Origin of the sequence: Paenibacillus rhizosphaerae (genome assembly GCF_014192015.1) — a bacterium.
Lineage (GTDB): Bacteria > Bacillota > Bacilli > Paenibacillales > Paenibacillaceae > Paenibacillus_AQ > Paenibacillus_AQ rhizosphaerae.
In genome coordinates this window covers 1303047-1325616 of the sequence record NZ_JACHXJ010000002.1, presented here as the reverse complement: position 1 = coordinate 1325616, position 22570 = coordinate 1303047, and the positions used below count along the sequence as shown (strand labels likewise).

Below are 22570 nucleotides of genomic sequence, written 5' to 3'. Positions count from 1 at the left end.
TCCCTCCCCTGCGTTATTTGAACTCTACCGTCCGGTTTTCCTTATGAGCGGTGTATGCCGCTTCCAATAGCTCCGTCAATTTCGTCCCCTCTTCCAGTCCGAAGGGCATCGGCTTGTCATGAAGCAATGCATCCGCCCATTGGATGATCGGAAGCGGCTGCTCTTTCGGGAGTTGGTTCGGTGAAATCCATCCGGAGAAAGGCAAATCGAGCTTCTTCGAGATGACTCTAACGGTATTATCTGAGACCATCAAGGTGCCCTCCGTGCCATAAATCTCAAGGGCGGAAGGAGTTTTATACGTAACAAGACTTGTTTCGACAAGCGCGACCGCATTGTTTACGAACTCAATGGAGCACTGCGCATTATCTTCCACTGCACGATGAGTGAAGTAATGAAACATGGATGTGATTCTTTTGGGCTTACCGAGCAGCATACTTGCGATGTACATCGGATGACAGCCCAAATCCATCATGGCTCCGCCCCCCGTTTGCTTTTCGTCATACCAGTATTCCGGCAGCCAATTGTTCAAAGCACCGTCGTGGCCGTTACGAATACGCAAAAGGGTAATGCCCCCTAATACTTGGTCATCGATCAGTTGTTTAGCGAACAATGGGTGTGGTCTTGTAAGAGCAGGAAATGAAATGCAAAACTTGACGCCCGCTTTGCGTACCGCTGCAGAGATCCGATCGCATTCCTGGGTGGTAAGAGCCATGGCTTTCTCGGTAAAAATGTGTTTGCCGGCCTCAGCGGCGGCTACCATGACGTCTGCGTGCATGCTTGTAGGGGCATCCACCACGACTGCATCGACGTCTTCCCGTTGCAGCAAAGTGTCCAAATCCGCTTCAAAATCCGCTCCCAACTCAGCAGCCCATTCGCTTCCGCGTTCAGGCTGTTCGTCCCAGACGGCTGTAATCTTAACATTTCCATGATTTTGAAGCCTTCTGGCGTAATCAGCTGCATGCACATGCCATTTACTTAACATCGCAACGTTCAACATGCGTTTCCCCTCCGTCATCGTATAATGGTTGTCGTATGTGTTTGAATACTCGTTAGAAAGTGAATTGGGATGGCAGTAACGCCACCCCATAATTCTTCATGATATCGAATGAACTAAAGTTTTGATTTGAAATTTCTTTCTTTCATACTATCTAGAACCCTACATCATCTCTTTCCGCTGCTTTTTGAGCTACGAACTCCGCCATTTCGTCGACACCAGCAGCTTTAAATTTCCCCTGAACATTATGAAGCATATTTAGAGCTTCTTCATCTGACGGCGCAAAAAGTGCTTTCTTAAATTCGTCATCGAAATTCAAACTGCTCGTTTTACTGATAAATTCCTGATAATTAGGCCATTCTCTTGCAAGGTAGCTGGCGCTGACTTTGTCTATGATTTTGATAGGCATTTTTGCCGAGAAGCTCTCCTCCAGCTTTTGCCACTGCGTTTTTTGATCTTCAGGCGTAGGCCAAGTGACTTCGTTGGAGAATGCCCCGATGAATCTTCCTGGCAGGAAATTGAGCCCTGCGTCTCTCTTCAGATCCGGGTTTTCATCGAATTGTTTTTTCACATCCGGCATCCATTGGGGCATCCCGTTTTCCAGGGTGTAGTGCGTTCCTTCGATCCCGAAATACGCAAGCAGTCGGCCTTCCTCGCTGTTGACATAATCGATGTACCGCAATGCCGCATCGGGATCTTTGATGTCAGCGCTCAAGAACAGGACAGGGAAACCGGAACGGCCGGGTTTCTCAACTTGCGTACGAATGTCTCCGTTCTTATTCTTCATCGGTCCGAGTAGTTCATATTGCATTTCCGGATTCGTCTTATACAGCGTTTTTTGTAAATCAGCTAACATCGGTTGGGCTCCGAATACGGCCAGCTTGCCCGTCGTAAGCTTTTCATTTGCTGTTGTACTCGTATTGTTGAAAGCTTCAAGATCAAACAAACCTTCCTTTAATAGCTTTCTCATGTATAACAGCCTGGCTTCATAATCCTTGGACTGCGTCCAGTGGATCAGTTTTCCATCCACTTCACGGAAGTCCGAAATCGAGTAATCCGACCATCCGGCAAGGAACTGCCCGTAATCCCAACCATCCCACATCGTTCCGGCCGGGATGACCGGCTTCCCGCCAATATCTTTGAAACCACCATCTCTGATCTTGACCAATAGATCATACAGTTCGTCTTGCGTATCAATATCCTCCGCTTTTACATTTAAAGCTTTCAGGATATCTCCCCTGGCAAAAAGGCCGTAATTCCAATTATGAATGCTCTCGGGGGTTCCGTCCGGGGTCTCCGTAGGAATGAGATAAGTCTTGCCTTCAAAATCGGGACTATTGAGATCGAACTCGGCAAAATCCTTCGCAATCCCGGTCGTCACCAGTCTTTTAATATTCGGGTATTTATCGAGATAAGGGGTTAAATCCAGAAGCTGTCCTTCCATAGCCGCCTTTTTGATGACTTGCCCTTCTCCTCCTGTAGTAGACCAGAAAGGTGCGTTAACAATATCCGGAACGGTACCGGAAGCAAAAATGGTATTCAGTTTCTCTACTTCGCTTGTTGTAATGGATTCCAGGTTTAATGTTACCCCGGTCTTTTCCCTGATTTTTTGGGCTACGGGGTTATTTTTCTGGTCCTGCGGGAAACCCGCTCCGCCGCCGTTCCAAGCACTAAGGAAAGTCAAGGTGACCGGCTTTATTTCTTCAGTACCTGACTTATTCGGACCCGGGTCAACCGTACCTGCATCCTCTTCTTTGCCTGTTCCCGTGCATGCCGTCATGGTCACTAACAGCAGCAAAGCGATTAGTGTCATGGCAAGAACACTCCTACGCCTGTTCTTCCTCATCCTACAATCCCCTTCCATTGGAAGTTTATATATAAAAGGCTCGGCCTTTTATACCAACTATTCCTTAAGCGAACCTACCAATACGCCTTTGACAAAATATTTTTGAAGAAATGGATACACACAGATGATCGGGGTCGTGATAATAATGACGAAAGTCATCCTCAAAGCTTCCGGAGTTACACCCCGCAGCTCCATCTGAGACTCGGTCATGTTTTGAATCGCAGATCCGCTGTTTCCCGACGACGACGTCATCGACTGGAAAGACGCTTCACTGATCATCTTGTTCAGGAACGTAGCCGCAGGCTGCAGTTTTTCATTCTGTATGAAAAACTGACCGGTAAACCAGTCATTCCATACGCCTACCCCGACAAACAAGGCTATGGTAGCAAGCACCGGCATCGAAAGAGGCAATATGATCCTTGCAAATACCGACAACTCACTTGCTCCGTCGATTCGGGCCGACTCCGACAGACCTTCAGGGATCCCATCGAAGAAGGTTTTCATGATGATCGCATTGAAAAAGTTGTACAGGGACGGCAATACCAGCACCCAAAACGTATCCAGGATGTGCAGCTGCCGGTACAGGATAAAGGTCGGAATAAGTCCCCCACTGAACAACGTGGTAAAGAAAAAGAAGAATACGATATATTTTCTTCCGGGTAACCCTTTCCGCGAAAGTGCGTAGGCTAATAAGGCCGTCAAAAATACCGAGCCAACCGTTACGATAAGGGTACGGGAAATGGAAATATAAAACGAATTTAAGATCAAAGGGTTGCTAAAAGCTTTAGCATAGTTTTCTAATGTAAACACTCTAGGAAAAAAGTAGATTCCACCCTTCATCGCGTCGTAGCCATCATTGAAAGAAAGGGCTAGAAAATAGATAAATGGATAGAGTGCCGTAGCGCAGAATAAAAGCAGCACCGAATAGTTAAGCGTCGTATACATTTTATCTGCCAGCGTCAGCCTTCTCTCACCCATACACACACCTCCTCAATCTTCAGCGCCAGCTGGTTACCACAACGATACGTCACTCACGCGTTTGGATACTTTGTTGACAACCACGATGAGAAGCAGCGAGATTGCAGACTTGAATAACCCAATGGCCGTTGAATAGGCTAATTGACCCTGTTGAAGGCCTGTTTTTAAGACATATGTGTCCAGTATCTCCGAGACGCTTAACGTTGCCGGGGACTGCATCAGCCAGATCTGGTCAAAACCCGCGTTCAGGATTCCACTGAGGGAGAATATAAGCAATATGCCGATCGTTGGAGTAAGGCATGGAAGCGTGATCTTAAACAGTTTGCTCCATCGGCCGGCCCCGTCGATTTCCGCTGCTTCATACAAGTGCGGATCGATATTCGTTAACGCGGCTAAATAAATGATCGAACCCCAGCCTACACCTTTCCAGATGTCGGAAATGATGACCAATGGATAGAATAATTCCGGCTTTCCCATAAAAAAGATCGGATCCAAACCCATCTGGTACCGAATGTCATTGATAAGCCCTACGTTCGGAGACAGGATTTTTTGAAGTAAGGTGACGACAACGACCCACGACACGAAGTGCGGCAGATAGGAAATCGTCTGAAACACTCTTTTGATTTTTTTGTGCATGATTCCATTGAGCATTAAGGCCAGGACCAATGGAGCCGGAAATCCGAAAACAAGTTTAAGGGCACTGATGGATAACGTATTTCGGAGTACATCGTAAAAGCTGGAGTCGTTTAAAAACTGTTCGAAATATTTAAAGCCTGCCCACGGACTCCCCAATATCCCCAGATTGAATTTGTAATCTTTGAACGCGATTAAGATGCCGTACATCGGATAGTAAGCAAAGACCAGAAACCAGAGAATCGCAGGAAGAATAAATAAGTATATATACCTGAATTGCCATATTTTAATTAATTTTCTGTTCTTTTTTAATTGTTCAAATCCAGGGATAACAGCACCTTTGGGTACCATTCCGAACACCTCCTACATCTTCGTCGTATCGGGTTTTATATCGCATGGGCTTCAAAAATTTTGGTGTCACTTTTGCCTATGGCATATAGCACGGTTTCCCCTCCTTTGTTGCAAGCGGTTTCATTTGTATGATTCAAATATATTCAATATGGTGTAGGAATCATTCCATAATTTCCTCATTCGGATCAAAGTAATATCCAGGTCAAAAAAAAGCGAATTTCATGAGAGAACGTTGTGGTTGACCTAAATAAGAGTCCAACTGGCCTCGCTCCCCTTGTCAGGTTCGATTGAAGGCCGTCGGACTCGTTATGAGGTTACATATATAGAGGGAAAGGTGCAGGGGCGGGTTGATATCATGAGATGGAGAAAACGTTTTTCCCCGTCGTCTCGCCAATCACCAATTCCGGCTCCACGAGGGTTTTAATGTATTTTCCGTGTTGGCTCTCATCACTGTTAATGACCTCAAGCAGCGTGTAAGCCGCCCGGTAGCCCATGTCTCGTTCAAACTGTTTGACATGCGTGAAGGTGCTGTACCCTTCGATAATGGAGGTCGGATCGTCAAAACTGATGATGGATATGTCCTCAGGCACCTTCAATCCGGCTTGGCGCGCAATCTGGTGGATTTTCACTCCAAGACTTCCGTTTAGCGTAATATAGGCCGTTGCCATCCGATTTTGGATATAGCGGTACAGCGGATGTGATTCAGCCTGCTCAAGACTTCCGATTTCAAAACCGGTTACAATGTGGGCAGGGTTAATTAGGGATCCCTTTTCCTTGAAGGCATTCATATATCCATCGATCCGCTCTTGAACGGTAACGGTTTGTATGGGCGAATCAGAGCATATGGCGATTTCACGATGCCCCAGCTCCCACAGGTAGTTGACGGCCATATTAGCGCCAAGCCTACCGTCTGATGCGATATAATGAGTTTCCACTCCAGGAAGGTAACGGTCGATGAGAACGAACGGAAATCCCGCAAATTTCATGCTTAATATTTCCTCATTGAATAATTCCTCGTCGACCGGGAAAATCAGCAACCCCTCCACTCCAATTTTACTGCAGGTCTGGATAGCTTCTTTTTCCTTCTCAATGCTGCCCTCCGATAAATAGATAACGAAACGGTAATCGTTCTCATGAAGTGCTTGCTGAATTCCATGTACAAGTCTGATGGTAAAATAATCATAAATGCTGGGCATAATTAGACCGATTAACCTCGTCTGCATGACTCCGCTAGTTTTATTTGTTTGCTTTACCGCACTTTTAGGAGATGTGGTCGGAATTTCATATTCAGGATCGCTTACAAAAGTCCCCTTCCCGGGAACCCTGGTTATGATCTTTTCGTTAACAAGACCAGACAAGGCATGAACGACAGTGATCTTGCTTACTCCGAAACGCTCCATGAGTTCCTTTTCCGTAGGTATTCGGTCTCCAACCTTCATTACCTGCGACGTGATCAAGTCGCGTATATAGTCTTGAACCATCTGATACAAAGGTATTCTATCCGCTGAGTTCATCCGAATCACCACATTTCATATCAATATGTTCAATATATAAATTACGAATCATGCAAGCGTTTTATTCCATGTCCGTTCTTTGTTTGTGGTTGTTACGCGCCCCCGGGTCGGGATATGGCGGATTTCATTTGCTTTTTATAGCCAAATTCCGGGAATTTGAATAATAAAAAACGGGACAGCGCAGATTGGGTTCTGGACTGTCCCGCTTCTCTTTGTTTGATTATTGATATGGAATCCAACCGTCAGGTTTCCAAATCGTGTTAACGGGATTACTGAAACAGTGGAGGCCCGATAATCAGTGTGTCATTCTGCTCGGCCAGTCCCCCAATTTCCTCGAGTGAATGTTGGCCGATTTCTCGGAAGAAGTCGTCAATGCCCCCGGGTGCGAAGGTAAAAAGAATACGCCCCATTTCGGATCCAACGTTAGCCCATGCGTGAGGTAGTCCACGTGGAACCACGACGCTCGTTCCGGGAGTTGCCTCAAATTCTTCATCCCCGCATTGAAAACGGAAAGTTCCTTCAAGAATCTCGAATACCTCTTCCCGCTCCTTGTGGATATGCTTCGGAGGACCAATCAAAACCGGTACACGCGCTTCGATGACGGTAATCCTTCCTCCAACTTGATTACTGTGGATGCGAATGGCCATTTGTTCGCCCGGCATCGTGTCGAACCATTCGAGATCCTTGGCGAAAATAACAGCTGCGCCAGTTACGGCTTTATTTGTCTGTTCCATTTTCGTTCTCCTCTATTCTATGAACGCATTCTTCACATTCGAATTCTAAGATTACATTTGCGCTTTCTTTGTATAGCCTCAAACGACAACAGAACTTTAATAGTGAGAATGTTAGGCGGCAGAACCTCTTCAGTCATAAAGGGCGTTCTGCCGCCTTTGCAATGTTCTATTATATTGCAAATGTCAAACCAACCAGCTGTTCACTAAGGCTCCAGAGTCGATCGGCCGCCTTGGGATCGACCGCATATGGCATCACGCCAGAGTCCGTTAATGTCGAATTGTTGTCCAGATGAAATTCATCCTCTGTATCCTGTCCCAGAGGGGCGATATCACAGTTTTCACAATAGACTCCGCCCATACCGTCAAGCTGAGGGCTCGTCGCACACCATACGCTGGTAGCAGCCCCTTGCCCTACCGTCTTTAGATTTTTCGTCGGGTCGAGGACCGGCTGTCCATTCTCGTCGATAACGCCAGACGCATGAAGTTCCTCCCTCGAGAGATGTTTTTCGAGACCGGTACCAACGATGCTGCCCGGATGAAGGGAAAAGGAACGAACGCCGTCGGCCTGCCCGCGTTGGTCCAGTGCAACCGCGAAGAGAATGTTGGCTGTCTTCGACTGACCATAAGCCGCCCAGCGGTCATACTCGCGTTGTTCGAAATTGGGATCATCGAACACGACAGGCGAAAAGTGATGCCCCCAGGACGACACGGAAACCACTCGTGCGCCGTTCGCCTTGCGCAGCGCGGGCCAGAGCCGGGCTACAAGCTGGAAATGGCCCAGATGGTTCGTGGCGAATTGCGATTCATATCCTCGCGAGTCGCGTTTCATGGGAGATGCCATAATGCCTGCGCTGTTTACCAGAATGTGCAGCGGCTGGCCGGAGGCAAGAAACTTCTCTGCAAAGGCATCGATGGAGGCAGGGTCCAGCAAGTCCATCATTTCAATTTCGATACCATCAATACCCGCAAGCGCGGCCGCGGCTTTGTTGCGGTCACGCGTCGGGACGATAACCTTAGCTCCAGCAGAACTTAGCACACGCGCGGTTTCAAGTCCGAGCCCCGAGTAGCCACCGGTGACGATGGCGATTTTGCCGGACAGATCGATCCCCTTGATAACGTCTTCGGCTGTCGAGGAAGCTCCAAATCCGGAGCCGATGGGTGTTTGCTTAGTTGTCATATATAAGATCTCCTTTAATATGCTCGAATTTTTGTATAACTGATCGTTTATTGGGAGAGTCCGAAAATGTTCTAATTCTAGATCCTTACTAATGTTTTGAAGCCAACTGGAGAAATGAATTCTGTTTGAATGTTAGGGTGCTGTCATCGGTAAAGATCCTCTCTATTTGATATTTAGACAAAAAACGTAATTTGTCTATGTGTCGATTATATACAACTAGACAATGTTTGTAAAGTGTATAATAATAATTTTATGGACGACAAAAAGAAGCTTCACATTCTAACCGTTGCACTGGACGTTTTCTTCAAGTATGGCTATAAGCGAGTATCAATGAACGAAATCGCAGAGGCCGCCGGCATTTCGCGTGCGAGTCTCTATCTGTACTTTAGGAACAAGGAGGAAGTTTTTAACGCGAGTATTTTACTATATGGCGACAATCTCATCGAAGAAATACTGGAAGGTCTCCCTTCAAAACATTTGCCTGAAGAGAAAATTTTATACGCATTCGAAGTGTGGTCTATAAACAATTTCGATCAATCGTTGAACTCGCCGGAAGTAAAAGATGTGACCGACAGCTCTTTCTCATTCGCTCAGGAGGCACTCGATGCGAGCTACAGCAAGCTAGAAGTCATACTGGCCTCTATTTTGGAATCGCGATCGAAATCCAACGGCATCCCCAACAGCCTTTCTTCAGAGAGAATGGCGCATCTTTTAACAAGCGCATTGCGCGGGTTTAAATTAGTCGCAAGAAACTCATCGGAACTTCGCCAAATGATTGAAGATTTGCTCCGGGTTATTCTTATCTCCTAGGAGAGGAATGGCTCGTCTCTTCTATCGGGAAATCCGATTATAGCAACAATCGCAAAACTCTACGCAAATTGAAGTGTGCCGACGGAAATGAGCTAAGTTGAAGTCACTTATTCAAATGAAACTAAGGCTGCCAGTTACTGGCAGCCTTTTCATTTTTGACTTTGTGGTGAATTGTTGGACGACCTTTTTTCTTGGCGCGGAATGGTCTTTCCAAACGAATCCCTGTATAGTCTTTTCAGATTGGAGCATAACTAAATGAATTGAACAGGAATTTGTTACGATACGAATGCAGGGAGAAACGAACATGAGATTGACAAAAAATAAAGGCCTGTACCAACTCACGTTTATGATGCCAAATCTTTTCCCAGTGAGCTGTTATTTCGTCGAAGAGGAAGACGGATTAACGCTGATCGATACCGCTCTGCCGTATAGCGTGAAAGGTATTATGAACACGGCAGCCCAAATCGGCAAGCCGATTACCCGAATCGTGCTGACCCATGCGCATAACGACCATATCGGTGCTTTGGATGGACTGAAATCCAAACTTCCGGACTCGCAGGTATATATTTCGGAAAGGGATGCGAAATTGCTGAAAGGCGACGCCACACTGGAGCCGCAGGAGCATCAGACGCCGATCAAGGGCAGGGTTCCGAAGCCCGGAAAAATCGTGACGAAGCCCGATGTGCTGCTCCGTGATGGCGACAGAATCGGATCGCTGGCCGCCGTTTCCTCCCCAGGTCACACGCCCGGATCGATGTCATTTCAGGATACGCGAAGCGGCGCAATGATCGCGGGTGATGCGTTTCAGTCTAAAGGCGGCCTGGCGGTATCTGGCCGATTGAAACTATTGTTCCCGTTCCCCGCTATGGCAACCTGGAGCAAGGAAACGTCGGTTAGCTCCGCGCGCAAGCTGCTGGAGTTAAACCCTACGCTGCTGGCGGTCGGCCACGGAGCGATGCTGGAGCATCCGCAGCAAACCATTGCTCGTGTAATCGCGGATGCCGAGAAGGCGCTGCGCGGTAGCGCGGGCAAAGGAAGTCGCAGCCATGCCTAGAGCTGGTCTTGATGAGACTCTACAGAGACATATTCAAGCAAAGTATTCTCATCCTACCCCCTCATCGTCAAAAAGAGGCTTCCGATGATTTCGGAAGTCTCTTTCATAATCGATCTGCTGTTTTTAGGTTATAACGAATCGATAACCATCAAGAATGAAGGTAAAATTATTTCAATTTAGCGACGGATACAGCTACCTTCTCCAGTTGTGCGTTCGAGAGGGAATGATCCTGCGAGTAGAGCGTAACAAAACGGTCATCGAGTTTAAAAGTCAGCATCGTGGTATTGCTTGGTGTATACCATTTAGCCTGTACCCCATTGGAGAGCGTGATGTTTTTGCCATCATATTCAAACGAGTTGTCTCGAGGCGAGATCTGTACGGTCATATGGTTAAAAGCAAACGTTACCGAGTCGCCACCAGCAGCTACTTTCTGAAAACTATCGTTTTTTGCCGCCTGCATTGGCGCATAAGCCGTAGTAAAGCCGTCGAATTTCGCGAACTCGCTCTTAATCGCCTGAATTTGGGAAGACGAGTAAGTGACAGCCACAAGATCGGTTCCTGTATGGTTACCTGTGTTCCCATTGTTAGGTGCAGAAGGCGTATCAATGGTGATGACACCGGTATGGCTATTATAATTAACCGATGCTTTCAATGCCTCAGACAGGGCACGAACCGGAAGATAGGTCGAGTCGTTGTATACGATTGGGGCCAATTTGTTTCCATTTCCATCGGTCGGTACAAAGGTCTTTCCGTTGATTTCGAAACTGATATTGTGCTTGAGGTAGGCGGAAATTTTCTGCAAGTTGCTACCGGCATAAACCCCTGCCGTCCCCGATAACGTCATTCCTACGACAAGCGTGGCCAAAATAGTTCCTTTAACACGATTTTTCATGATTATTCTCTCCCTTATTGTTTGTTGCCTGCCGGAGCAAGCTCTATGTCTTTTGTACTTCGTAGAACGCTAACCTTCTTCATGTCCCCGTTTATCTTGTTTAAGGCGGGTGTTCCTTATGTATCTAACTATAGAGCGACTTTATCTCCAAACGATCTCCGACTTGTATCCGACTTGTAAACATTTTCGTTCGCACGCTAATAATATTCTGCCTTAATCAACTACCAGGGAGAATAGGATTCACCCAGCTTGACATTATCAGAATTTCCAATCAAGCTTAGAATGATTTGCTGGTTGTTCATCACTAACGGATGAGGGAAATTTCCTATCTTCGACCTTTCAAGAAAGGATATCGTGAATAATTGTGAGTGCGAAAATTTTAATTGTAGATGATGAGAAAGATATCGCGGACCTGTTAGAAGTTTATTTAAAAAATGACGGATATTCCGTCTTTAAGTTTTATAACGGAACTGAAGCATTACAATGTATTGAACGAACCGAAGTGGATTTGGCAATATTAGACGTGATGTTGCCTGATATCGAAGGATTCAAACTTTGCAGTAAAATCCGGGAAAAGTATTTCTATCCCATCATTATGCTTACGGCCAAGATTGAGGATATCGATAAAATAACAGGTCTTACCATCGGTGCGGACGACTATATTACCAAGCCCTTCAATCCAATAGAGGTTATGGCAAGAGTCAAAACGCAGCTTCGCAGATATTTGAGCTATAACGGACAGAATCAAATCCAAACAGAGAAAAATGATACCGTAGAATATGATATCAGAGGACTTATTATCAATAAAGCAACGCATAAATGCACCTTATACGGCGAAGAACTCACCCTGACCCCGATTGAGTTTTCAATTCTTTGGTATTTGTGTGAGCGCCAAGAAGAAGTGGTTTCTTCGGAAGAACTATTCGAAGCGGTATGGAAAGACAAGTTTTTAAATAACAACAACACGATAATGGCGCATATCGGAAGACTCCGCGAAAAGCTGCATGAACCGGCGCGAAAGCCGAAATTCATAAAAACAGTCTGGGGAGTAGGATATAAAATTGAATGAAAAAAAATTTAAAATCCGTTTGCTGGGACAAATGCTATTACGCTTTTTTATTTTATCTGTAGTCAGTTTTGCTTTGATATGCGTGGTTGTTATGGTCGTCTTCATATGGGGTGACAATCCTACTGGAGGCATATACCATTGGATTGAATCCCGCATCCTCTACCTTGCAGCGGCTTGCTTTGTCCTGTGTATACTTTTCATTCTTGGCCTGCAATGCATTCAGCTCATATCCTACTTGGCAAAAGTGGCTGGGGCAGTTGACATCATCGGTAATGAAGAGCAGAGACCCGTGGAACTCCCTTCAATCCTTCGGGAAACACAGGATCGTTTCAATCAAGTCATGAATAAAATAAAAGACAAGGAAAGTGCTGCCCGTGAAGCAGAACAACGAAAAAATGATCTGGTTGTTTATCTTGCGCATGATTTAAAAACACCTATTTCCTCCATTATCGGATACTTGACGCTACTTAGGGACGAAAAACAGATTTCGCAGGAGATGCATGACCGATATGTTGGTGTCGCGCTAAAAAATTCGGAACGGCTGGATGATTTAATTAATGAGTTTTTTGAGATCACCCGTTACAATTTATCAAATATTACTCTGGAGTACAGCAGAACGAATCTAACACGCATGCTGGAACAACTGGTTTTTGAACTTCAGCCGATGCTTGTAGAGAAAAATCTTACATGCCGTATAGAGATGCCCTCGGATCTTGAGCTTCGATGCGATGCGGATAAAATCCATAGGGTGTTTGACAATTTGATTGGTAACGCCATACTTTACAGCTTGGAAAACAGTGAGATACAAATTACGGCATCTGTTTCGGATACTGCGATTACCTTGAACTTTATGAACTGCAGTCATACGATTTCTGACGAGAAACTCAATCGGATTTTTGAGCAATTTTATCGACTGGATGCTTCCCGCTCCTCACGCACAGGCGGATCGGGACTCGGGCTTGCTATTGCGAAAGAAATCATAGAACGACACCAAGGCCGTATTTTTGCATCAAGCCAGGACGACAGTATATCTTTTTCTGTGGTACTCCCCTTTTCGTGAGAAAATCGTAAGAATTTCCGAATAAAAAAATCACAAGTCCGTGAACTGCCGCGAATAAATTACACCCTTGTTTTGAGTACGATAATGGTACTGAAAAGAAGGGTGTTTTGTTTTGTGAAGTTCTATAAGGGGGAGCATACATGAGGATTCTAGAGGTAAAAAATTTAAAAAAAATATACAAGACAAGATTTGGGGGAAACCAAGTCGAGGCGTTATCAAATATATCCTTTTCTATTGACCATGGAGAGTATGTTGCCATCATGGGTGAATCCGGATCAGGAAAAACCACACTGCTAAATATGATGGCTTCCTTGGACAAACCGACAGAAGGTTCCATTTTACTAAACGGGACAACCTATGCGGACATCAGAGAAGATCAGTTGTCCTCTTTCCGACGAGATCATCTGGGCTTTGTGTTTCAAGACTTCAACCTGCTGGACAATTTCAACATCAAGGACAACATCCTTCTGCCGCTCGTACTGTCTGGTCGCCCTAGAAATGAAATGAAAGAAAAGCTGCTTCCGCTAGTTCAAATACTAGGAATTGAGAAGCTGCTCAAGAAATATCCTTATGAAATTTCCGGTGGCCAAAAGCAGCGAGCTGCAGCAGCTCGTGCGTTAATTACATCCCCAAGTTTAATCTTGGCAGATGAACCGACCGGTGCATTGGATTCCCGTTCTTCCGATGAGCTTTTGAAGCTGTTTTCCGACATCAACCGGGAAGGACAAACTATCGTTATGGTGACCCACAGTGTACGGGCCGCAGGGTGCGCCAGTAGGGTACTTTTTATCAAGGACGGGAGCATCTTCAGTGAGGTCTCTAAGCAATCTACAAATGAAGATATAACACCAAAGATATTCAACGTCCTTTCTGCTATGTCGGGTGGAGGGAACTCCCATGAATAAAAAACTCTTCCGAAGATTGGCGGTAACGAATTTAAAGAAAAACGCAATGATGATCCTCCCCTACCTGATCACCTGTGTCATCGTCGTTTCACTTTTTTATATCGTCACCAGTCTCAGCGCGAATTCAGGACTGAATACGATGTCCGGTGGAAATCTTGTCATTGACTTGATGAAGTTCGGTAATCGTTTGTTTGCAATCCTTTCCCTTCTTTTTCTGCTCTATGCCAACAGTTTTATCATGAAGCGCCGAAAAAAGGAGTTCGGGCTTTATCACATTCTAGGACTCGAGAAAAAGCATATTCGCCAAGTGATTTTGTTGGAAAGCGTGATTTGCTCTTTTGTTACGATTGCATGCGGCCTGATCATTGGAGTAGGCTCCAATAAATTCGTAACGGCGGCATTGTCCAAAATAATCGGCACAGAGCTTTCGTTTACAGGTTTTGTATCGGTAGGAGCTGCAGCACAAACAATCATAACTTTTACGGTGATATTTTCGCTAATTTTCCTATATGATATACGCCAAATTCAGACTACAAATCCCGCAGAGCTATTAAAGGGAGGGCAAATCGGCGAGAAAGAGCCCAAAGCAAAATGGCTATTGGCTGTTTTGGGTTTGGGGCTGCTTCTGTACGGTTATACACTTTCGCTCTCCGTAAACGATCCGGAGAAAGACATCAAGACGGTGGTCGGTGCCATTGTCTGCGTGACGATTGCAACGTACTTGCTGTTTATCGCTGGCAGCATTGCAGGATTAAAGCTGCTGCGGAGTCATGAGAATTTTTATTATAAGCCCAAAAATTTTACCTTGATCTCCGGCATGCTGTATCGTATGAAACAAAATGCCGTAGGACTTTCAAATATTTGTATTCTCTTTACGGCTACCCTTTTCGTTATGACAACGACAGTTTCTCTCTATTTTGGTATTAGTCATTCGGTGGCTAACCAATTTTCCCGTGATATTTCATTGAGTGCGCCGGCATCTGATAAAGAAAAGCTATCCGAATTGGTAAAGTTTATTGAAAAGAATAAAAAGCTGCACTCGCTGCAAACGGTAAACGTCCAACAATACACGGGTGGAAAATTTGAAGACGATCTTAACGAAGACAGCAAATCTGATAATTTCTTTTTAATGCCGCTCGAATCCTATAATCGGCTGACCAGTCAAAGCCTCAGTCTTGCTAAAGACGAGGTGCTCGTATTTTCAGGAAGCGCCGCGATACATTCCGATACCCTTTCTTTTGCTCTGAACAAGGTTAAGGTTAACGTAAAAGAATATTTGAGGCAATTTCCACTAAGTAACGATTACAGCGGTATTTACGGCTTGGAACGGCTGTATATCGTATCCCCGGAAGATGGTCTCTTGGCAGGTTACTTTGGTACTGACGGCGCGTCCGACTTGTATTATGAGTTTGATTTGGCAGGAAGTGAAAGTGATAAATCCGATTTTTCTTATACTATTTCTAAAATGGCTGAAGGTTTCGGCCTAACCGTCAATTCCAGATTTACATTCCGCGACTCGCTTAACGTACGTTTCGGCGGATTGCTGTTTCTTGGAATACTAATTAGCATGATCTTGTTCACGAAAACAGCGCTGAGCATTTTCTACAAACAGATTTCTGAAGGATATGACGATCAAGAACGCTTCAAAATTTTGGAAAAGGTTGGCATGAGCCAAAAGGAAATTCGCAGCACCATCCGCAGACAGATTTTAATAGTCTTTTTCTCGCCAATACTGATTGCCACGCTGCACCTGTGCTTTGCACTTCCCATGGTGATGAAATTGCTTAAGATTGCGTTTATGGACGATGGCGTTCTAATTGTAACCAGCAGCGCTGTTTCCGCAGCTGCGTTACTGATCATTTACGGTGCTGTTTTTCTTCTGACAGAACGGGTATACCGAAAAATTGCAGCACCTTTAACAACGTCTATCGGGAGAATTACAGGATGACGGGGAATTGGCGGACTATCATTAACTTTATGATTCTATAATCAGCTTAGAGATAGGAGGAACCTTAAATGACTGACGTTCAAAACCTGATTTTTGATAGCATGATCCGTGCATATGAAAAATTAAGTCAGCTTAGTGGCGCATTTAGTTTCGTGGAGGATGAAAGGATGCAAAGATTTGAATCCGCTATTCCGTTCGGCTTGTTTAACAGTGTATTTACCTTCAAGCCTTCAGAAGGTATAGACCCGGTGGTCGAAATTAGATCTCTGGCTTCCGCGTACCACGAGCGGGGTCAAAAACTTTCTTGGCTTACCTCCTCTCACAAACCGGATGAAGCCGTAGATCAGGCACTGGCGATTAACCAGTTCAACCAGGTTGATGTGATCTCGGGGCAGGCCCTTTCACTGAAAGACTGGTCTTACGAAAGAGCAGCGATCCCGGGTCTGGAAGTACGCGCCGTACGTGATGCTGAAGAAATAGATCAATACCGTAAAGTGATTTTGGAGGGATTTAGCATTCCTGAATCTATGGCTGAGATTTTCAGCAAAGTGTTTGTGGATGGTCCAAATAAGGATACAACAATGGTTCAGCATTATCTTGCTTATTTGAACGGCGCACCGGTAACTACCTTGACGACTTTTATCGAGGGGGATGTTGCAGGCTTTTACAACATCAGTACAAGGGAATCTTACCGTTCGAAAGGTCTGGCCAGCAGTACGCTCGCCTTTGTATTAAGTAAAGTACAGCAATCAGGCGCTAAATGGGCTGTGATTCATGCCACGCCAATGGCTCGAAGTGTTTACCCAAAGGTTGGTTTTCAAGAAGAACTGACGATCCGCATTTTTAACGGATGATTGGTGTTCTCCATTCTTTCAAGTGGAGCTAACTTTACTTCAGATAAGTATTATATGTTTGTTACACAAAAAAGCAGGCTTCCGATGATTTCGGAGGCCTGCTTCTACATAAGCGGACTAAATAAATTATTTCAATTTAGCGACGGATACAGCTACCTTCTCCAGTTGTGCGTTCGAGAGGGAATGATCCTGCGAGTAGAGCGTAACAAAACGGTCATCGAGTTTAAAAGTCAGCATCGTGGTATTGCTTGGCGTATACCATTTAGCCTGAACCCCATTGGAGAGCGTGATGTTTTTGCCATCATATTCGAACGAGTTGTCTCGAGGCGAGATCTGTACGGTCATATGGTTAAAAGCAAACGTTACCGAGTCGCCACCAGCAGCTACTTTCTGGAAACTATCGTTTTTTGCTGCCTGCATTGGCGCATAAGCCGTAGTAAAGCCGTCGAATTTCGCGAACTCGCTCTTAATCTCCTGAATTTGGGAAGACGAGTAAGTGACAGCCACAAGATCGGTTCCTGTATGGTTACCTGTGTTCCCATTGTTAGGTGCAGAAGGCGTATCAATGGTGATGACACCGGTATGGCTATTATAATTAACCGATGCTTTCAATGCCTCAGACAGGGCACGAACCGGAAGATAAGTCGAGTCGTTGTATACGATTGGGGCCAGTTTGTTTCCATTTCCATCGGTCGGTACAAAGGTCTTTCCGTTGATTTCGAAACTGATATTGTGCTTGAGGTAGGCGGAAATTTTCTGCAAGTTGCTACCGGCATAAACCCCTGCCGTCCCCGATAATGTCATTCCTACGACAAGCGTGGCCAAAATAGTTCCTTTAACACGATTTTTCATGATTATTCTCTCCCTTATTGTTTATTGCCTGCCGGAGCAAGCTCTATGTCTTTTGTACTTCGTAGAACGCTAACCTTCTTCATGTCCCCGTTTATCTTGTTTAAGGCGGGTGTTCCTTATGTATCTAACTATAGAGCGACTTTATCTCCAAACGATCTCCGACTTGTATCCGACTTGTAAACATTTTGGGTCGAAATCACGATGAACAAGATTGAATAGAATCGAACCCCAGGAATTTTTTTCAAGGGCATTATCCACAATTTTATATGTCAATTTTGACACATGCTTGGACATTTTAAGGTATAATTCTTCTGTACGAACCGCAAATCGCGTATCAGTCCTAAATAAATGAAGGAGCGGTGAACAGAATTATGAAATATTCCTATTTGGGCAAGTCCGGATTAAAGGTCAGCCGACTGTGCCTTGGCACGATGAATTTCGGTTGGAATACAGAGGAGAAAGATGCTTTTCGTATCATGGATGCGGCGCTCGATGCAGGCATCAACTTCTTTGATACGGCAAACCAATATGCCTTGGGCCGAACCGAGGAAATTATCGGCAATTGGTTTAAACAAGGTGGAGGCCGCCGTGAGCGAACCGTACTGGCAACGAAAGTCTACAATGATATGCATGACGACAACGATGGTCCGAACCGTGAGGCCGGTTTGTCTGCATATAAAATCCGCCGCCATCTAGAAGGATCGCTGCGCCGTCTACAAACAGACCATATCGAGCTGTACCAAATGCACCATATCGACCGGAACGTGAGCTGGGCTGAACTGTGGAACGCATTCGAAACTGCTGCTGATCAAGGCAAAATCGGATACGTCGGATCGAGTAACTTCGCCGGCTGGGATATCGCGGTTGCTCAGGGCGAAGCTAAAGCTCGCGGAATGCTTGGCCTTATATCCGAACAGCATAAGTATAATTTATTATGCCGCCTTCCGGAGCTTGAGGTGCTTCCCGCATCGCAAAGCCTCGGGCTTGGCGTTATGCCGTGGAGCCCGTTGGACGGCGGGCTTCTTGCGGGCAATGCGCTGCGTGGCGACTCAGGCAAACGCAGTGGCGATACCGTGCGGCTGGACAAGCACCGGTCGCAACTCGAAGCATTCGCCAAGCTGTGCGATGAGCTCGGAGAGAGAGAAGACGTCGTCGCTCTTGCCTGGCTGCTCTCCAACCCGGCCGTGACCGCGCCGATTACCGGCGTGCGTACCATGGAGCAGTTCGATCGCACGCTACGCGCAGTCGAGTTGGAGCTCGACGAGGCAACGCTGAAGCGTCTCGACGAAATCTTCCCGGGTCCTGGCGGAGAAGCGCCACAAGCTTATGCGTGGTAATTTTTAGGTAGCGAATAATGGTAAGTTAGCGGCAGCCAGATTAGTAATGGAAGGCTGCCGCTAACTTATAACCCTCCTTTCTCATGTACCCGTAGTTTCATATATCAACTGGTCGCAAGAGAGCTTAAAAAGGCCGCCATGCGGCAGCCTCCTTGAAGAATCCCATTTTAAATTTGATTTAGTAAGATGCTGCTTAGTTCAGCAGGATTTGAAAACAACGGCGTATGATCCGTATCCAATGAAAATACTTCTTTGCAGGGAGAAGCGGCATGCATTTGCCTCTGTGTTTCAATGGATATGGAGTGATCACGGAGACATTCAATGTAGTAACGAGGGACTTGACCAAAATTTCTCTCCGTCAAGTGGACCGGTGTCAACAATGGACTCATCGCTTGCACCCTCCACTGGGCTAATGCCTTGGCTACATCCTCATCCTTGCAATTGTTATATAGCATATCTTTTACTTTGTCTGCAGCAACGGTAATCGTACTTCCATCTTCAGAGATCTGTACATCGGGATGTGGTGGAATCACATCGATCATATTTTGACCATTTTTAAATAAAAATGCGGAAATATAAACAAGTGATTTAATCCGCTTCGGCCGGTATTCAGCTGCCTGCGATACAGCAACCCCTCCCATGCTATGTCCGACTAATATCACCTCTTGTTCAAGTTCATCAATGACGGCTACTATGCGGTTTGCGTACGCATCAAGCGTTATCTCTGAAATGGGTGTTTGGTCTTCCCCGTGCCCAGGTAAATCAATCGTAATGGCTCGATGTCCCGCTGCTTCTAACGAAGGAATTATTTTTTCCCAACACCACGCACCGTGCCACGCGCCATGGATGAGCAAAAATACCGACATTGAATTCACCTCATAACTCTTTTGTTGTAACTCGCGATGATGGGATGCTGCTAACATCATATTTATGAAAAACGACAGTCCGCGTGATCTCCGGGGACTGTCGCGCTACTTTGAAATCAGTTTACGATTTAAATCACGAATTTCAAGCCGGTTAATTGTTCGCTTAAGGTCCATAGCCGCTCGGCGTTGTCAGCGTTCACTGCCCATTCAAAAACACCAGGGGTGTATGGCGTACTCGTAATGACCGCAATATCCACGTTCTCGCAGTAGACGCCGCCTTTTCCGTCGAGTTGCGGATGAACTGCGCACCAGACAGCTGTGGCTGCACCTTCTTCAATTGTCTTGAGTTCATCGTTATACTCCGTAAAGACGTGCTCCCCTTGTTCGTTCAATGCGCCCATGGATCGCAATTCGTCTTTGCTCAGATTACGGGACAAGTCCGTCACAATCGTGCCCGGATGAACGGAAAATGCCCGAACGCCATGTGACTCTCCACGCTTGTCCATCGCTACAGCAAACAACGCGTTGGCCGTCTTGGATTGTGCATAGGCAAGCCATTTATCATAGGGGCGCGTCTTGAAGTTGGGATCTTCAAAATCAATGCCAGCGAGTTGATGAGCACGTGACGATACAGAGACAATCCTCGCGCCTTCCGCTGCTTTAAGCGCAGGCCATAACCGTAACACGAGCTGAAAGTGTCCCAGATGGTTCGTTGCCAACTGTGACTCATATCCCCGTGAATCACGGTTAAGCGGAGCCGCCATAATGCCTGCGGAATGGATAAGGATATGCAACGGACGTCCAGAAGCGATGAACCGTTCGGCAAACGCATCGATGGATGTCGGATTCATGAGGTCTAATTGCGCCAACTCCACGCCAGGTACTGCGCTTAACGTTACCGCTGCTTTCTCCGGCGTGCGGACGGGCACGATGACTGTTGCTCCTGCTGATGCAAGCACCTTGACGGTTTCCAGGCCAAGTCCGGAATAGCCTCCTGTCACGATGGCGGTCTTGCCAGTCAAGTCCTGTCCGCCCAAGACTTCCATTGCAGTCGTCCGAGGCCCGAAGCCGGAATGAATCGGTGTTTGTAGCACGGTATGATTTTGAGTTGTCATATGGATAGCCTCCAAGGATTTAGTGTGATTTATTAGGAAACTTTTTTCAGCATCCTAAATGCTCAAGCGGACAACGTACTGTTCTCGCGCGTTTCAGCCGTTTAGGTATTTGTATATTCGTAAAAGTACACACGACTTGGTGAAAATTTTCACGGGAGTACGGATATTGCATCAGGTTTCGAACTTCACGCCAGTCATGTCCTCGCTGAGCTGCCAGAGCCGCTCCGCCAATAAAGGGTCAATGGCCCAGGTCATGACACCCGACTGACCCGTGGGGGAATCGTCAGGCACGACTTTAGCGATATCAGCATCCTCGCAGTAAACGCCACCTTTTCCGTCAAGCTGGGGGCTCGTTGCGCACCATATGCTCGTCGCCGCGCCTTGCTCAGGCGTTTTTAAATGGTGGTTCTCGATACGGCGTCCCTCCTTGTCCCGGGCGTAGATGGCAAGCATCTCGTCATCCGTCAAATTGACCGACAGATCGGTTTCAATAATGCCTGGGTGCAAAGAGAAAGCACGTACGCCGGATGAATACCCGCGCTTGTCCAGTTCAACGGCAAACAGCGCATTGGCGGACTTGGACTGTGCGTAGGCGATCCACCTGTCGTACTCCCTCCGCTCAAAGTTCGGATCGTCAAAATCAACCCCGCCTAAGCTCACAGCTGATGAGGAGACCGCGATCACCCTTGCCCCACCCGCCTTTTTTAATGCCGGCCAGAGTCGTGCGGTAAGCTGAAAGTGCCCGAGATGATTGGTAGCGAACTGGGACTCATATCCTCGGGTGTCCCGCATTAACGGCGGAACCATGATGCCTGCTCCGTTGACGAGGATGTCGAGTGGACGTCCAGAATCGAGAAACCGCTGCGCAAAGGCATCAACCGATACCGGGTTCATCAGATCCAGCTCCTCCAGTTCCACCCGAGGGATGCCTGCGAGCGCGTTCCGGGCTTTCTCAAGCGAACGTGCTGGCACGACGACCACCGCTCCTGCTTCAGCCAGAACGCGAACGGTCTCCAGTCCGATACCCGAGTATCCCCCTGTTACAATGGCCGTTTTTCCAGTCAGATCGCGTCCGTCAAGTGCTTCCGTCGCTGTCGTATTATGTCCAAAACCCGATGCTATCGGTACCTGCGGTGTAATCATATAACCGTTAGTTGTCCCCAAGTAAATGACCTCCTTTAATCGACCGAGTTCTTTACAGGTCCGGACTGCGATGGATCGTGACCCATCAGCTCCTTATAATTCTCTATTTTATATTTCATCAATTCCAAAGCGGTCTGCATGTCCGATATCTGTTCCTCGATCATGATCTTGTGATCTTGTAGGACGTCATAACAGCCTTTGTAATTTTGGGCGTGATAGAACATGATATACCGTTCGATTTCCTTCAGCGGCATATTTGCCCGTTTCAGAAAAGCGACGAATGTGAAACAGTCGAGATCGGTCTTCGTATACTCCCGGCGTCCGTTATCCTTACGCCGTATCTCCGGCAGCAGCCCGATCCTTTCATAATAGCGGATGGTATCTTGGCTGAATCCTGTCTGTTTCGCAATGTCCGAGATCGAAAATAGTGGTTCCATA

The 22570-nt window shown here is 46.4% G+C and carries 21 protein-coding genes; 8 read left to right on the top strand and 13 right to left on the bottom strand.

From position 1 onward, the window contains the following. Positions 1–13: 13 nt before the first annotated feature. From FHS19_RS14680 to FHS19_RS14650, 7 genes are all read right to left on the bottom strand, one after another. Positions 14–997, bottom strand: a complete 984-nt coding sequence (locus tag FHS19_RS14680; protein WP_183582511.1) for a Gfo/Idh/MocA family protein — start codon at positions 995–997, stop codon at positions 14–16. 151 nt (positions 998–1148) lie between these two features. Continuing rightward, complete coding sequence (locus FHS19_RS14675; RefSeq protein ID WP_183582510.1) at positions 1149–2807, bottom strand: extracellular solute-binding protein; 1659 nt, start codon at positions 2805–2807, stop codon at positions 1149–1151. A 90-nt stretch (positions 2808–2897) separates the two neighbouring features. Further along, the gene (locus FHS19_RS14670) at positions 2898–3818 is read right to left on the bottom strand and encodes a carbohydrate ABC transporter permease (protein WP_183582509.1); all 921 of its coding nucleotides are present in this window, start codon (positions 3816–3818) and stop codon (positions 2898–2900) included. Positions 3819–3851: 33 nt separating this feature from the next. Then, positions 3852–4802, bottom strand: a complete 951-nt coding sequence (locus FHS19_RS14665) for an ABC transporter permease (RefSeq protein ID WP_183582508.1) — start codon at positions 4800–4802, stop codon at positions 3852–3854. Positions 4803–5155: 353 nt separating this feature from the next. After that, complete coding sequence (locus tag FHS19_RS14660; RefSeq protein ID WP_183582507.1) at positions 5156–6316, bottom strand: GntR family transcriptional regulator; 1161 nt, start codon at positions 6314–6316, stop codon at positions 5156–5158. 269 nt (positions 6317–6585) lie between these two features. Continuing rightward, positions 6586–7050, bottom strand: a complete 465-nt coding sequence (locus FHS19_RS14655) for a cupin domain-containing protein (RefSeq protein WP_183582506.1) — start codon at positions 7048–7050, stop codon at positions 6586–6588. Between the two features lie 169 nt (positions 7051–7219). Beyond that, complete coding sequence (locus FHS19_RS14650) at positions 7220–8227, bottom strand: SDR family NAD(P)-dependent oxidoreductase (protein WP_183582505.1); 1008 nt, start codon at positions 8225–8227, stop codon at positions 7220–7222. Positions 8228–8479: 252 nt separating this feature from the next. On the opposite strand from FHS19_RS14650, the gene FHS19_RS14645 reads away from it, so the two are divergent. Both FHS19_RS14645 and FHS19_RS14640 read left to right on the top strand, forming a co-directional pair. After that, a complete protein-coding gene (locus FHS19_RS14645) occupies positions 8480–9037 on the top strand; it encodes a TetR/AcrR family transcriptional regulator (protein ID WP_183582504.1) in 558 nt (185 codons plus the stop codon). Positions 9038–9341: 304 nt separating this feature from the next. Continuing rightward, positions 9342–10091 (top strand): MBL fold metallo-hydrolase, encoded by a 750-nt coding sequence (locus FHS19_RS14640; RefSeq protein WP_183582503.1) that lies wholly within the window; start codon positions 9342–9344, stop codon positions 10089–10091. Between the two features lie 166 nt (positions 10092–10257). On the opposite strand, the gene FHS19_RS14635 is transcribed toward FHS19_RS14640, so the two are convergent. Further along, positions 10258–10983 (bottom strand): stalk domain-containing protein, encoded by a 726-nt coding sequence (locus tag FHS19_RS14635; RefSeq protein ID WP_183582502.1) that lies wholly within the window; start codon positions 10981–10983, stop codon positions 10258–10260. 364 nt (positions 10984–11347) lie between these two features. Here FHS19_RS14635 and vanR point away from each other — a divergent pair, with 364 nt between their 5' ends. The 5 genes from vanR to FHS19_RS14610 all read left to right on the top strand — a co-directional run bounded on the left by vanR (position 11348) and on the right by FHS19_RS14610 (position 16819). Further along, positions 11348–12052, top strand: coding sequence for a VanR-ABDEGLN family response regulator transcription factor (vanR, locus tag FHS19_RS14630; RefSeq protein WP_183582501.1), 705 nt, complete (start codon positions 11348–11350; stop codon positions 12050–12052). Next, positions 12045–13112 (top strand): sensor histidine kinase, encoded by a 1068-nt coding sequence (locus tag FHS19_RS14625; protein ID WP_204797525.1) that lies wholly within the window; start codon positions 12045–12047, stop codon positions 13110–13112. The genes vanR and FHS19_RS14625 overlap by 8 nt, the downstream gene beginning before the upstream one ends. Before the next feature lie 140 nt (positions 13113–13252). Beyond that, positions 13253–14017 carry an ABC transporter ATP-binding protein gene (locus FHS19_RS14620; RefSeq protein WP_183582500.1) on the top strand — a complete coding sequence of 255 codons (765 nt, stop codon included), beginning with the start codon at positions 13253–13255 and terminating at the stop codon, positions 14015–14017. Next, positions 14010–15965 carry an FtsX-like permease family protein gene (locus FHS19_RS14615; protein ID WP_183582499.1) on the top strand — a complete coding sequence of 652 codons (1956 nt, stop codon included), beginning with the start codon at positions 14010–14012 and terminating at the stop codon, positions 15963–15965. Before FHS19_RS14620 ends, FHS19_RS14615 begins: the two co-directional genes overlap by 8 nt. Before the next feature lie 68 nt (positions 15966–16033). Then, complete coding sequence (locus FHS19_RS14610) at positions 16034–16819, top strand: GNAT family N-acetyltransferase (RefSeq protein WP_183582498.1); 786 nt, start codon at positions 16034–16036, stop codon at positions 16817–16819. A 126-nt stretch (positions 16820–16945) separates the two neighbouring features. Here the strand turns inward: FHS19_RS14610 and FHS19_RS14605 are convergent, their stop codons facing one another. Beyond that, the gene (locus FHS19_RS14605; RefSeq protein WP_183582497.1) at positions 16946–17671 is read right to left on the bottom strand and encodes a stalk domain-containing protein; all 726 of its coding nucleotides are present in this window, start codon (positions 17669–17671) and stop codon (positions 16946–16948) included. Positions 17672–18042: 371 nt separating this feature from the next. On the opposite strand from FHS19_RS14605, the gene FHS19_RS14600 reads away from it, so the two are divergent. Then, the gene (locus tag FHS19_RS14600) at positions 18043–19008 is read left to right on the top strand and encodes an aldo/keto reductase (protein ID WP_183582975.1); all 966 of its coding nucleotides are present in this window, start codon (positions 18043–18045) and stop codon (positions 19006–19008) included. 167 nt (positions 19009–19175) lie between these two features. Here the strand turns inward: FHS19_RS14600 and FHS19_RS14595 are convergent, their stop codons facing one another. The 4 genes from FHS19_RS14595 to FHS19_RS14580 form a co-directional block, all read right to left on the bottom strand. Next, complete coding sequence (locus FHS19_RS14595; RefSeq protein ID WP_183582496.1) at positions 19176–19874, bottom strand: alpha/beta fold hydrolase; 699 nt, start codon at positions 19872–19874, stop codon at positions 19176–19178. Positions 19875–20002: 128 nt separating this feature from the next. After that, positions 20003–20989: an oxidoreductase gene (locus FHS19_RS14590; protein WP_183582495.1), complete on the bottom strand. Its 987-nt coding sequence runs from the start codon at positions 20987–20989 to the stop codon at positions 20003–20005. Between the two features lie 171 nt (positions 20990–21160). Next, on the bottom strand, positions 21161–22132 hold the full coding sequence (locus FHS19_RS14585) for an oxidoreductase (RefSeq protein WP_183582974.1): 972 nt from the start codon (positions 22130–22132) through the stop codon (positions 21161–21163). 35 nt (positions 22133–22167) lie between these two features. Then, positions 22168–22569: a MerR family transcriptional regulator gene (locus FHS19_RS14580; RefSeq protein ID WP_183582494.1), complete on the bottom strand. Its 402-nt coding sequence runs from the start codon at positions 22567–22569 to the stop codon at positions 22168–22170. Position 22570: the final 1 nt, after the last annotated feature.